Below are 12,715 nucleotides of genomic sequence, written 5' to 3' on the forward strand. Positions count from 1 at the left end.
CTTCCTTGAGCGGCAGCGGCAATATTTTGGTGCCCGCCGCCGGCCGCTCGCCATTGGCGCCCGCGCCCGGCAGTTCGGGGCGCGGCAATTGATCCAGACTGACGGGGAAGGAGACCGGCAGCCGGCCCGACGGGTTGGCGCGCCCGGTCAGCAGATTGGCGATCGCCGGGCCGCCGCGCCCGCCTGGATACCAAGCCTCCAGCACCGCATCGACCTTGTCGAGCCACGGCATCAGCACCGGGCTGCCCGTCTCCAGCACGACGATCGTGTGCGGATTGGCGGCGGCGACCGCCGCGATCAGCGCGTCCTGGCCGTTGGGCAGCGACAGGTCGGGAATGTCGTAGCTTTCGGTCGCCCACTGGGTCGCGAACACGATCGCGACATCGGCTTTCTTCGCCACGGCCGCCGCGCTCGACGGATAGCGGCCGTCGTCGACCAGCAATTCGGTATCGGGCAGCAAATTGTGCAGCGCGTCGAGCGGGGCGGAGGGATGATAGATCATCAGCCGCGGCGACCCCAGCACGCCCGTGCCCATCACCGGCAGCTGCAATCCGGGCCCCTCGATCGCGACGGTCGAGGATGAGCCGCCGCCCGACGGCACGCCGAACTGCGCCTCGCCGCCGATGATCGCGATCCTTTTGGCGCCCTTGAGCGGGAGCAGATCGCCGTCATTCTTGAGCAATACCGCCGCTTCCTCCGCTTCGGCCTGCGAGATTTTGGCGTTGGCGGCATAATCGATCGGAGCGAGCTTCGCCGGCCGGTCCATCACACCGACCGCGAATAGGCTGCGCAATATGCGGTGGACCATATCGTCGAGCCGCGCGCGATAGGCCGGGTCGGTCTTCACCTTGTCGGTCAGCGGCGCGCCGAAATAGATTTGCGCGTCGAGCTGCTCGCCAGATTCCTGGTCGAGCCCGTGGAGCGCGTTGTCGGTGGCGTGGACCGCGCCCCAATCCGACATCACCCAGCCGGGATAGGCCCAGTCGCGCTTGAGCACCTGGTTGAGCAGCCAGTCGCTGTCGCAGGCCTGACGGCCATTGACTAGGTTGTAGGCGCACATCACCGATCCGGGCTTGCCCGTCTCGATCGCGATCTCGAACGCGAGCAGATCGCTCTCGCGCGCGGCGGCGTCGCCGATCTGCGCGTCGGCGTAGAAGCGCGCCGTCTCCTGGCTGTTGAAGGCGAAATGCTTGATCGTCGAAACGACATTCTGGCTCTGGATGCCGCGGATCGCGTCGCCGGTCAGGACGCCCGCGAGCAACGGATCCTCGCCCGCATATTCGAACGTACGACCGTTACGGGGCTCGCGCATCAGGTTGATGCCGCCGGCCAGCTGGACGTTGAAGCCCTTGCTCCACGCCTCGTTGCCAAGCGCGACGCCCGCCTGATAGGCCGCCGCCCGGCTCCACGTCGCCGCCATCGCCATGATCGACGGGAAAGCGGTGGCACCATCGCCGGGGCGGACATTGCCGGGATTGGTCACGCCCACGCTGGCGTCCGCTTCCTGCAGATCGGGAATGCCGAGGCGGGGGATGCCCGGAATGAAGCCGGCCGATCCCAGGGCGCGTTCGGGCTTGGGGATGCCGAGGCGCGAACGGCCCATCGGCCCGTGGACGATGGTGAGCTTTTCCTCGGTCGTCATCTGCGCTTCGAGCAAGGTGGCGCGCTGGTCGGGATCGAGTGCCTTGTTCATCCAAAGCGGGGACGCCGCGATCGCTGGCGCCGCCGTCGATGCAAGCAATAGGGCCAGGATCGACGCCCCGACCTGTTGCAGCTTTACCATCCTCTCGATCCTCCTGTTTTCCGAGCCGTTGCACGCACGCATCGCAACCTGCAATATGACAAGCAGATTACAGCAATCCGTCGTTCAGCCGCCTAGCTCTAGCGCGGCGCCTTTATCGGTTTGAAGACACAGTTTTTGGCGACTCTCCCCGAATATCATTCTCCCATCTTGCTTCCGGGCCGGTGGCTGGTCGCGGTCATCGGCATAAGCCTGCTCGCGGTGCTTGCGCTGATGTCGCGGGCGCAGGTCGAAATCGATCCACGCAATCTGGTCGACCGGCTGTTTGTCGTGCTCGCGATTGCTGCGGTCGTCGCGCGGATCGTGCTCCGGCCGGCGCGCTCCCGGGGGCAACGCATCGCACGAGATGCGATCGATCATGTGGGACTGTTCGCGCTCATCTGCCTGTTCGGCGCGCTGGCGAGTTATCCCGTTGCTGCCGACACCAGCGGTTTCGACGATTTTGCGCTTGAGCGCGCCGACCGTTTGATGCGGTTCAATTGGATTGGCTGGTACGATTTCGTCGCCGCGCACCCGCTGTTGCAACTCGCGGAAAGCATCGCCTACCAGAGCATCTTCGTCACGCCCGCCATCCTGCTCGGCTATTTCGCCTATAGCGGGAAGCGCGCGGAGGCGCGGCTGTTCATCGCATCTTTCTGGTTCGCGGCCCTGATCACGCTCGTCCTGTTCACGCTGGCGCCGGCCGAGGGGCCGCTCGCTTATCTCTGGCATGGGCGCATTCCCTACATGCCCGAAAGCGCGCTCTATCAGGCGCAGATCATCCCCTTGCTGCGGCAGCATGAGGTGCACCAAATCGCCGTCACCTCGCTTCACGGCCTCGTCTGCGCACCCAGTTTCCATACGGTGAGCGCGGTTCTTTTTATTATCGCGGCGTGGCCGATCCGACGGCTGCGTTGGCCCCTGTTGGCGCTCAACATCGCGATGCTGCTGGCGACGCCGGTCGAGGGGACGCATTACCTGACCGACATGATCGTGGGCGCGGCGGTCGCTTTGGTCGCGAGCGTGGCGGTTCGACGCGGCCTGCTGGCCCTGATCGAGGAACTGCGCGAGCCGGTGGGGTTCGATCCGTTGCGCACGCTCCTGCGGCGGAGCCGGGATAGCGAGCTTATCCAGTTGCTGGCGCGCGAACCGAGCAGCGGCCCGCGCGCGACCGCGATCCTTCAGGAAATCGACCGGCGCGGCCTCGACGGCTGATTAAAGAGCGCAGGCGGTCGAATTCGGGAACGTCCGCTATTGGGTGGGAAGCGGTCATTCAGAAAGTGTTCCTACCAAGACGCCGTTGGCGGTTAACGTACCGTTGTTGCTCAGGTGAAGCGTGTAGCTGGTGCAGCCCCGCGTTTTGGGCAGGACGAGGGTTACACCGTCGGCCCTCTTCGTAAACCTAGCTGCGCTTAGATTCACCAATGCGGTCGACGGAGCCTGAAGCAACAACCCGCCAACGGGCTGCTCACCCAAATCTCCTCGCGTGACGTAAACCAAGGCCAAGCCTACCCACCGGCCGTAACTAGGGTGGTCTTCGCCGTCAAAAGACCAGACTACAAGTTTGGATTGGTCAGCAGTCTCGGGTGAAATGCGCTGCCCAGCGAGGCGCTGAACACTTGCCAGGTTGAGCGTGGGATTGGCCCGAAAGCTAAATTGCTTCGCGCATTGTGGGGCGGCAGCTTCGGCACTTTGAGCCAGCACCAAGACCGCGAAAGCTAGAGCTTTTGGACCGATCATCGCGGGACCATACACGCATGAATGACGCCCGGTAATGGGTCGGAAGCAGACAAGGGCTCGATTTGGTTGACTTCGCCGGTGGCGAGCGCGCGCAATTCATGCGCACGCCGATCGTAACAAGGACGGATTGACAAATGTACGTATAAAGCGTACAGCTAAAGCTGGCGCGTGGATGCCCTTCGCGGCGGTTCGCGCACCTTGGCTCATTCTCAGATTTGGTAATGGCTCGATATGGGCGCGCGCTTCAAAATGTGACGCGGCATCCGCATAGCCTTCGCTCGGTCGCCCATCCGGAGGCCCGAGGTGGCTGCGAGCGCCAGATCCTTTAGTTCGTTTTCGGGGTTTTTTTGTTTTTCTCTGCGACGATCTGTTTCCGCCAGTGGGTCGGAAGCAGTTTGAGCCGCTCTAGGCGGGAACCCCAAACAGATCATGCTCGTCGGCGTCCTCGATCTGGACGCGGACGATATCGCCGGGCGTCAGTCCTCGCGTGTCGCGCAGATGGACTTCGCCGTCGATCTCGGGCGCATCGGCCATCGAGCGGCCGGTCGCGCCGCCTTCCTCGTCGGCCGCGTCGATAATCACGTCGAGCGTGCGGCCGATCTTGGCCTGGAGCTTGGCGGCGGAGATGGCGGCGGTCTTCTCCATCAGCCGGGCGTAGCGCTCTTCCTTGACCTCTTCGGGCACATGGCCGGGCAGATCGTTGGCGGCCGCACCCGCGACCGGTTCGAACCGGAACGCGCCGACGCGATCAAGCTGCGCTTCGTCGAGCCAGTCCATCAGATAGTCGAAATCGGCCTCGGTCTCGCCGGGGAAGCCGACGACGAAGGTCGAGCGGATCGTGATGTCGGGCGCGATCGACCGCCAGTTGCGGATGCGGTCGAGCACCTTGGCATCGTTGGCCGGGCGCTTCATCGCGCGCAGCACGGACGGCGCGGCATGCTGAAACGGGATGTCGAGGTAAGGCAGCACCAGCCCGTCGGCCATCAGTGGGATGACCCGGTCCACATGCGGATAGGGATAGACGTAATGGAGCCGCACCCACGCGCCCAACTGGCCGAGGTGGCGGGCGAGGTCGGTCATGTCGGCGCGAACCTCGCCGCCGCCCTTGAGCGGATAGGACGCATGGCGCAGGTCCAGCCCGTAAGCCGACGTATCCTGGCTGATGACCAGCAATTCCTTGGTGCCCGCCGCGACCAGTTTCTCGGCCTCGCGCAGGATCGCATCGGGCCGGCGGCTGACCAGGTCGCCGCGCAGTGACGGAATGATGCAGAAGGAGCAGCGGTGGTTGCAGCCCTCCGAGATCTTCAGATAGGAGTAATGGCGCGGGGTGAGCTTGAGATCGCGTTCCGGTACCAGATCGAGATAGGCGGACGGCGGCACCGGCGCCGCCTCGTGGACCGCGCCGACGACCTGCTCATATTGATGCGCGCCGGTAACGGCGAGCACCTGCGGGAAGCGCGCGCGGATCGTCTCGGCTTCCTTGCCCATGCAGCCGGTGACGATGACGCGGCCATTTTCGGCGATCGCTTCGCCGATCGCCTCAAGGCTTTCCTCCTTGGCCGAATCGAGAAAGCCGCACGTATTGACCAGCACGATGTCCGCGCCCGCATAATCGGGCGACATCTGATAGCCGTCGGCGCGGAGCTTGGTGAGGATGCGTTCGCTGTCGACCAGATTCTTGGGACAGCCGAGCGACACCATGCCGACCTTGGGCGGGGAGGGGAGAATGGTTGCCATGGGGAAGCGAGCCACATAGCGTCGGTTGCGTGAAATTACGAGGGGATGCGACGGCCATGCGGACGATTTTGCTTCTGACCGCCGTGGCATTGGCCGCAACCGCGCCCGTTGCGGCGCAGATGGCCAACAACCCGACGCCCGCGACGATGCCCGATCATGGCGATACGCCGCCGGTCGATTACACGGTGCCGGCCAACTGGATTTGCCGGCCCGGCGTCGATGATGGCACCTGCTCGGCCAATCTCGACGCGGTGAAGATCGACGCCGCCGGTGCCCGCACGCCCGCGCCGCATGTCATCGCCAAGGATGCGCCGATCGATTGCTTCTACGTCTATCCGACGACGTCGCTCGATCCGACCTTGTACAGCGACCTCGTTCCCGATGCGGAGGAGAAGAGGTCGGTCCACGGGCAGGCGGCGCGGCTGACCACGCGATGCCGGCTATTCGTGCCGGTCTATCATCAACTCACGATGGCCGCGCTCCGCTGGACGATGGCGCATCCCGCCACCGTGACCGATTTCGAGGTGCCCTATCGCGACGTGCTGGCGGCGTGGAAATCCTATCTCGCGCATGACAATCATAAGCGCGGCGTGGTGCTGGTCGGGCACAGCCAGGGCGCGATCCTGCTCAAGCGGCTGATCGCGGAGGAAATCGACGGCAAGCCTGCCCAGAAGCTATTGGTGGCGGCCTATCTTGCGGGAAATCCGGATCTTAACGCCAAAAGCTTCCATGATGTGAAGCCCTGCGCCGCGCCGGATCAGACGGGCTGCGTGGTGGCCTGGTCCAGCTATATTGACAGTTATGACGGCCCGCGCTTCTTCGGCGCGACCCCGTCCGGTACCCCGCCGCTGTGCGTCAATCCGGCGGCGATCGGCGGCGGGCGCGGGGCGCTCGAAACCTATCTGTCCAAGCCCAGCTTCGCGCCGGCGGAAGACCCGCCTTATGTCGAGCTGGCCGGGCAATTGACCGCCGAATGCGTCGCCGACGCGCAGGGCGCGGTGCTGCGCCTCCATATCGAGCCGGGCCCGGCGGCGGGACTGCTTGGCGTGGTGCTGCAGAAGTTCAGCCCCTCGCCCGTCTGGGGCGAGCATCCGCTCGATATCAGCCTGGTCCAGGGCAATATCGTCGATCTGATCGGCAGCCAGACCAGGGCCTGGCTCGCCCGCCGGTAAAGCGAGCCTAATCCGAATTCTGATCGGGGTCGGCGTCGCTATCGTTGCCGTCGGGCTGGCGCGCGCGTTTCGGCAGCAATCCCATCGGATTGACCGGCTTCCGGCCCTGCAGCACCTCGAAAAAGGTCTGGGGCAAATCGGCGCTGGTCCCGCTCGTGCCGACGCGCGCGATCGTCTGACCGATTTTCACCGCCTGGCCGCGCTTGACCACTAGCTTGTCGGCATTGCCGTAGATCGTGATCCAGCCGCTGCCATGCTTGATCAGCACGACGTTGCCGAAAGCCGGATGCTCGCCGACCCACATCACCACCCCGTCGGCGGCGGCGGCGATCACGGTGCCGCGCGGGGCTGCGATGGCGATCCCGTCATTGCGGCCGCCATTGTCCATCGGGCCATAGGGGCGGATGATCTTGCCCTGGACCGGCCAGTCGAACCGGCCCACGAATGCAACTTCGGGCTCCGCGACCGGCGTGGTCGGCGCGAGCTGGCGCGTCGGTGAGAGACTGGGGGCGGCCGCTTTGGCGGTGGGTGCGAGCGCGGGTTCGCTGCCGGTGGCAAGATCGGTCAGATCGATCTGGAAGGCGGCCGCGCGTTGTTCCAACGACATCTTCGCGACGTCCTTCGCGGGCGGCAGCAGCAGGCGCTGGCCTTCGCGCAGGGTGAAGGGATCCTGCAGATGGTTGAGCTCGATGATCTTCGACCATTCGACCTGATAGGCGCGTGCGATCGCGATGCCGCTCTGGCCCTTCTTGACTGTGTGATAGCGGCCGCCGGCGATCTTGAGCTTCTGTCCCGGGCGCAGCTTGAACGGCGCGGCCAGATCATTGTCGTGCGCGATGACGTCGGCGCCTTCGCCGGTCTTGCGCACCACCGCCGACAAGGTATCGCCCGGCTGGACGATGTAGGTCGATTTGGCGACCTCGACCGCATCGGGCGGGACCGTCGCGACCTCCCAGACCGGCTTCTGCCCGCCAGCGGCCTTGGTATCGGAAATCGTCGCGGCCTTGCTGTCGGGGACGGGAGCTGCCGTCGGCTTGGCCGCCGTCACTTTGGGGCGTGATGGCTTTTCCTCGGCAGTCGTCGCCCGGTCCGAAGCCTTTGTCGCCTTTGGTTTGGTTGAGGACGCCTTGGTGGAAGCCGGCTTGCCCTGGGATGCGCCGTCATCGTCCGAAAGCTCGGCGGCGAGTGCCTTGGCGGACAGGTGCTTCGGGCCGGACGACTTGCCGTCGGGCGCGGGAGCAGCCGCGACCAAAGTCAGTGCAAGCAAGGACCCCCAGTTCCTCATTTCGGCCGCAGCACGTCCAGGCCGCCCATATAGGGCTTGAGCACCTCCGGCACGGTCACCGATCCGTCCGCCTGCTGGTAATTCTCGATCACCGCGACCAGCGCGCGTCCGACCGCGAGGCCGGAGCCATTGAGCGTATGCACGAAGGCGGTGCCTTTCGCGTCGGCGGGCCGGTAGCGTGCGTCCATCCGCCGCGCCTGGAAGTCGCCGCAGTTCGAACAGCTCGAAATCTCACGGAAGGTGTTCTGGGCAGGCAGCCACACCTCCAGATCGAACGTCTTGCGCGCGGTGAAACCCATGTCGCCCGCGCACAGCAGCATGCGGCGATAGGGCAATTCGAGCGCCTCGAGGATGCCCTCGGCTGCGCGGGTCATGCGCTCATGCTCCTCGTCGGAGCATTCGGGCGCGGCGATCGCGACCAGTTCGACCTTCTCGAACTGATGCTGACGGATCAGGCCGCGCGTGTCGCGACCGGCGGCGCCGGCTTCGGAGCGGAAACAGGGCGTGAGCGCGGTCAGCCGCTTGGGCAGATCGTCTTCGGCCAAAATCTGCTCACGCACGAGGTTGGTCAGGCTGACCTCGGCGGTCGGGATCAGCCAGTGGCCGTCGGTGGTGCGGAACAGATCCTCGGCGAATTTAGGGAGCTGGCCGGTGCCGAACATCGCCTCGTCGCGCACCAGCAAGGGTGGCGCGGTTTCCTCATAGCCGTTGGCCGCGCTCTGGACGTCGAGCATGTATTGGCCGAGCGCGCGGTGGAGCCGCGCCATCTGGCCACGCAAGGCGGTGAAGCGTGCGCCCGAGATCAGCGCGCCGCCCTCGAAATCGAGGCCCAGCGCCGGGCCGAGATCGGCGTGATCCTTCGGTGCGAAATCGAACGTGCGCGGATTGCCCCAGCGTTTCAATTCGACATTGGCATGCTCGTCCTCGCCTTCGGGCACGTCGGTGGCGGGAATGTTGGGCAGCGCGGCGAGCGCCTCGTCGAGCGCGCGGCCGGCTTCGTCGGCTTCGTTTTCGAGCGTGGCCATCCGATCCTTGATGCCGGCGACCTCCGCCATCAGTGCCTGGGCCGTCGCTTCGTCGCGCGCGGTCTTGGCCTTGCCGATCTCCTTCGATGCCTCGTTGCGGCGGGTCTGCAGCGCCTGCGCTTCGGTCACGCGTCCGCGCCGCGCCTCGTCCAGCTGGAGCAGTCCGGCCGATTGCGGCCCAAGGCCCCGCTTCTGCAGGCCGGTGTCGAAGGCGGCGGGGTCTTCGCGGATCGCGCGGATATCGTGCATTACGGGCTAATGGCGGGGGGCACGCGCCCATGCAAGTCTGCAACCCGCCGCATCGACGTGCGTTGGCTGGCCGAAACGATCTCACAGGAGGCGAAGCCGATGCGCATTCCCCATGACAGCTATGTGCTCGTCGCCGACGGCGCGAAGATGCTGTTCTTCCGCAACGAGGGCGACGCCGAAAATCTCGACCTGAAGGTAGTCACGGCCGAGCAGCAGGCCGACAAGTCCGATCAGGATATCAAGACCGACCAGGCAGGTCGGATGCCGGGGAGCCCTGGCATGGGTGGCGGTTCCTCCGCCAACGAAAGCGATTTCCACCAGCAGGCGGAGGATCGCTTCGCGGCCGAGGTCGCAGACCGGATCAACCGCGCCGCGCTCGCCAACGAATTCGAAAATCTGATCATCGTCGCCCCGCCCAGGACGCTCGGCGAATTGCGCAAGCACTTCCATAAACAGGCCGAAGGAAAGATCGCGGCGGAGATCGCGAAGGACCTGACCGGCCATCCGGTCGATCGGATCGAAAAGGCGCTTCAGGACTATCAGGACCCGAACGGTTGATCCCAGGGAGGCCACGACTGATCCCGTAAGGTGCGGTTATGGGCTGGAAAATTCCTAATTTGGTGGGGCGTAACAATATCGTCTTTGAGGAGAGAGAAATGAAATATCTGGTTCTCGCTTTGGCCGGTTCGACCGTGTTGGCCTCGCCTGTCTTCGCGCAGGCCACGCAGCCCGCCCCGGCGGCGGCTGCAACCGCTGCGGCTGTCCCTGCGGCCGCACCCGCCGTCACGGTCGGGGCCAGTGTGAGCGACACGACCGGCGCTCCCGTCGGCACGATCGAATCGGTCAGCGGCGGCAATGCCGTGCTTTCGACCGGTGCAGCCAAGGCCGCGATTCCGGTTACGTCCTTCGCCAAGGGCCCGAACGGGCTCGTCGTAGGTATCACCAAGGCCGATCTGGAGGCCAAGGTCGCCCAGGCAACCAAACCGACCGAAATCACGGTCGGCATGGCAATCAGCGGTCCGACGGGCGCGCCCGTCGGCAAGGTCGACGCGGTCGCGGGCGATATGATCACGGTTGCCACCGCCAACACCAAGGCGCAGCTGCCCAAGACCGCGTTCGCGCAGGGCCCGAACGGGCTCGTGATCGGCATGACCGCCGAACAGCTCGATGCCGCGGCCAAGGCGGCGGCGCCGAAAACGGGCGGCACCGGCAAGTAATCCACAACTTAATGTGTGTTCGGGCGGCGCGTGACGGATTCGTTACGCGTCGCCCGCTTGTTACGGCGGTTTCGCGCGCGTATAGGCCCGCCCAGGGCAGAGCTAGGCGGGGGCCATGGCCACTGCCTCGCAGGGGTGGCGAGTATATGCATATGGCTACGGCGGCGAAACGAATCGACGAGCAAGATCATATTGAAGGATTCGACCGGGACTATCGGCCATCGCCGAGCGAAGAGTTCATGAACCCCCGGCAGCAGGCTTATTTCCGACGTAAATTGCTGGACTGGAAGGACTCGATCCTTCGTGAATCGCGAGAGACGCTCGCCCAGCTTCAGGTCGATTCCCTGCGCGAACCGGACGTTACCGATCGCGCTTCTTCCGAAACCGATTGGGGCATCGAACTCCGCACGCGCGACCGTCAGCGCAAGCTCATCTCCAAGATCGACGCCGCCATCCGCCGCATCGACGAAGGCGAATATGGCTATTGCGAAGTGACCGGCGAGCCGATCTCGCTCGCACGGCTTGAGGCGCGTCCGGTGGCGACGATGACGGTCGAGGCGCAGGAGCGTCACGAGCGCAACGAGAAGGTCAGCCGCGAGGAATAAGGGCTCGCCACGGGTCGACCGTTAACGGCTTGCCAACCATTCCTGTGCATGACTGTCATCCGGTAATTGGGGATGACGGTGGAACATTCATTCGTTCCTGAAGACACGGCGGATGCCGATGCGCGCTTCGAATCGATGCGCGCCGAGCCCAGGGACAGCATGTTCCTGATGGCGGTGATGCGCCGTGCCGGCAGCGCGGACGTCACGGTCAAGGTCCGCAACCTCTCGTCCGGCGGCATGATGGCCGAAAGCCCGTTCAATTTCTCGCGCGGCGACGTGGTCGAAACCGAATTGCGCGGCATCGGCACCGTCGCCGGCAAGATCGCGTGGACCGCCGGCGGTCGCGCGGGCGTTCAGTTCGATGTCCCGATCGATCCGCGCCTCGCGCGCAAGCCGGTTGGTGGCAATCCCCAGCCGCAGCTCGTCAAGGCGTCGCGCACGATGTGGCGTCCCGCGATCCGTTAAAGTCATCTGGCTGCGGCGTCGGCACCCCGTAACGATTGACGCTCCCAAGCACGCAGAGATATAGGCGCGCTTCAGGCGGCCCGCTTGGGCCGCCTTTTCTATTCCGGAGCAATTCCGACCGATTTTTTCGTCGACGATAAGGAGTCCGTTTCGATGCCGATCACGCCCCTCATGCCCGTTTACCCGCGGTGTGCTGTGCGTCCGGTGCGAGGCGAGGGCGCCTATCTGATCGGCGAAAATGGCGAACGCTATCTCGACATGGCGGCGGGCATCGCGGTCAATATCCTGGGCCACGGCCATCCCGCTTTGGTCCGGGCGATCGCCGATCAGGCGGCGACCTTGATGCATGTTTCCAATCTCTATGGCAGCCCGCAGGGCGAGCATTTCGCGCAGCGGCTGGTCGACAAGACCTTCGCCGACACGGTTTTCTTCACGAATTCGGGCACCGAAGCGATCGAATGCGCGATCAAGACCGCGCGCCGCTACCATTATGCGAAGGGAAATCCGGAGAAAAACCGGATCATCAGCTTCTCCAACGCCTTCCACGGCCGCACGATGGGCGCCATTTCGGCGACCAATCAGCCCAAGATGCGGGAGGGTTTCGAGCCGCTTCTGCCCGGTTTCACGGTCGTTCCGTTCAACGATCTGGCGGCGGCAGAGGCCGCGATCGGGCCGGATGCGGCCGCTTTTCTGGTCGAACCGGTGCAGGGAGAGGGCGGAATCATGCCTTCGACCAAGGAATTCCTGACCGGTTTGCGCGCGCTGGCGGACAAGCATGGCATGCTTCTGGTCCTCGACGAGATCCAGTGCGGCTATTCGCGCACCGGTACTTGCTTCGCCTACGAACAGTACGGCATCACCCACGACATCATGACGGTCGCCAAGGGCATCGGCGGCGGCTTCCCGCTCGGTGCGTGCCTCGCGACCGAGGAAGCCGCGAGCGGCATGGTGATCGGCACGCACGGTTCGACCTATGGCGGCAATCCGCTGGCGATGGCGGCGGGCGAGGCGGTGCTCGACATCGTCGCCGAGCCTGCATTCCTCGAAAACGTCCAGCGCATGGGCGATCGGCTGCGCCAGGCGCTCGAGCAATTGCTGCCCAATCACGACCATCTGTTCGACAGCGTGCGCGGGATGGGCTTGATGCTCGGCATCAAGCTCAAGAGCGACAGCCGCGCGTTCGTGGCGCATTTGCGCGACAATCACGGGCTGCTGACGGTGGCGGCGGGCGACAATGTCGTGCGCATCCTGCCGCCACTCAACATCGAGGAAAAGCACGTCACTGAGTGCATCGAGAAGCTCTCGGCGGGCGCACGCAGCTACAAGGTGCCGGAGGCGGCATAATTGCAAATCCGCTCGTTCTGAGGGGGACGAGCGGCTTGGGGACAAAGAATGACTCGCCACTTCCTCGATCTTGCCGATGCCGGGCCGGATGGGATC

General features: G+C 64.9%; 11 protein-coding genes. 7 read left to right on the forward strand and 4 right to left on the reverse strand.

Annotated features, from left to right (window positions below; translation table 11 throughout):
• Positions 1 to 1,783: glycoside hydrolase family 3 protein (locus VK533_RS07420; protein ID WP_324376230.1), on the reverse strand; the 1,783-nt coding region annotated here is incomplete at its 3' end.
• 135 nt (positions 1,784 to 1,918) lie between these two features.
• Here VK533_RS07420 and VK533_RS07425 point away from each other — a divergent pair.
• Positions 1,919 to 2,995, forward strand: a complete 1,077-nt coding sequence (locus VK533_RS07425) for a phosphatase PAP2 family protein (RefSeq protein WP_324376231.1) — start codon at positions 1,919 to 1,921, stop codon at positions 2,993 to 2,995.
• 930 nt (positions 2,996 to 3,925) lie between these two features.
• Here VK533_RS07425 and rimO read toward each other — a convergent pair.
• A complete protein-coding gene (gene rimO / locus VK533_RS07430) occupies positions 3,926 to 5,257 on the reverse strand; it encodes a 30S ribosomal protein S12 methylthiotransferase RimO (protein WP_324376232.1) in 1,332 nt (443 codons plus the stop codon).
• 56 nt (positions 5,258 to 5,313) lie between these two features.
• Between rimO and VK533_RS07435 the strand changes: the two genes are divergently transcribed.
• On the forward strand, positions 5,314 to 6,429 hold the full coding sequence (locus VK533_RS07435; RefSeq protein WP_324376233.1) for a DUF3089 domain-containing protein: 1,116 nt from the start codon (positions 5,314 to 5,316) through the stop codon (positions 6,427 to 6,429).
• 7 nt (positions 6,430 to 6,436) lie between these two features.
• On the opposite strand, the gene VK533_RS07440 is transcribed toward VK533_RS07435, so the two are convergent.
• Complete coding sequence (locus VK533_RS07440; protein ID WP_324376234.1) at positions 6,437 to 7,696, reverse strand: peptidoglycan DD-metalloendopeptidase family protein; 1,260 nt, start codon at positions 7,694 to 7,696, stop codon at positions 6,437 to 6,439.
• A 14-nt stretch (positions 7,697 to 7,710) separates the two neighbouring features.
• Positions 7,711 to 8,988 (reverse strand): serine--tRNA ligase, encoded by a 1,278-nt coding sequence (gene serS / locus VK533_RS07445; RefSeq protein ID WP_324376235.1) that lies wholly within the window; start codon positions 8,986 to 8,988, stop codon positions 7,711 to 7,713.
• A 99-nt stretch (positions 8,989 to 9,087) separates the two neighbouring features.
• Between serS and VK533_RS07450 the strand changes: the two genes are divergently transcribed.
• The 5 genes from VK533_RS07450 (at position 9,088) to VK533_RS07470 (ending at position 12,619) form a co-directional block, all read left to right on the forward strand.
• A complete protein-coding gene (locus tag VK533_RS07450) occupies positions 9,088 to 9,546 on the forward strand; it encodes a host attachment family protein (protein WP_324376236.1) in 459 nt (152 codons plus the stop codon).
• 98 nt (positions 9,547 to 9,644) lie between these two features.
• Positions 9,645 to 10,205: a hypothetical protein gene (locus tag VK533_RS07455; RefSeq protein WP_324376237.1), complete on the forward strand. Its 561-nt coding sequence runs from the start codon at positions 9,645 to 9,647 to the stop codon at positions 10,203 to 10,205.
• Between the two features lie 152 nt (positions 10,206 to 10,357).
• Positions 10,358 to 10,810 (forward strand): RNA polymerase-binding protein DksA, encoded by a 453-nt coding sequence (gene dksA, locus VK533_RS07460; protein ID WP_324376240.1) that lies wholly within the window; start codon positions 10,358 to 10,360, stop codon positions 10,808 to 10,810.
• A gap of 78 nt (positions 10,811 to 10,888) precedes the next feature.
• Complete coding sequence (locus tag VK533_RS07465) at positions 10,889 to 11,275, forward strand: PilZ domain-containing protein (RefSeq protein WP_324376238.1); 387 nt, start codon at positions 10,889 to 10,891, stop codon at positions 11,273 to 11,275.
• Between the two features lie 153 nt (positions 11,276 to 11,428).
• On the forward strand, positions 11,429 to 12,619 hold the full coding sequence (locus VK533_RS07470) for an aspartate aminotransferase family protein (RefSeq protein ID WP_324376239.1): 1,191 nt from the start codon (positions 11,429 to 11,431) through the stop codon (positions 12,617 to 12,619).
• The last annotated feature ends 96 nt before the right edge of the window (positions 12,620 to 12,715 follow it).

It is taken from the genome of Sphingomonas sp. (genome assembly GCF_035317925.1).
GTDB lineage: Bacteria > Pseudomonadota > Alphaproteobacteria > Sphingomonadales > Sphingomonadaceae > Sphingomonas_I.

Bases quoted from the DNA above. Each gene is read 5' to 3' on its own strand.
- dksA (WP_324376240.1), top strand. From the start codon at position 10,358: ATGGCTACGGCGGCGAAACGAATCGACGAGCAAGATCATATTGAAGGA.
- VK533_RS07435 (WP_324376233.1), top strand. From the start codon at position 5,314: ATGCGGACGATTTTGCTTCTGACCGCCGTGGCATTGGCCGCAACCGCG.
- serS (WP_324376235.1), bottom strand. From the start codon at position 8,988: ATGCACGATATCCGCGCGATCCGCGAAGACCCCGCCGCCTTCGACACC.
- VK533_RS07470 (WP_324376239.1), top strand. From the start codon at position 11,429: ATGCCGATCACGCCCCTCATGCCCGTTTACCCGCGGTGTGCTGTGCGT.
- VK533_RS07450 (WP_324376236.1), top strand. From the start codon at position 9,088: ATGCGCATTCCCCATGACAGCTATGTGCTCGTCGCCGACGGCGCGAAG.
- VK533_RS07455 (WP_324376237.1), top strand. From the start codon at position 9,645: ATGAAATATCTGGTTCTCGCTTTGGCCGGTTCGACCGTGTTGGCCTCG.
- rimO (WP_324376232.1), bottom strand. From the start codon at position 5,257: ATGGCAACCATTCTCCCCTCCCCGCCCAAGGTCGGCATGGTGTCGCTC.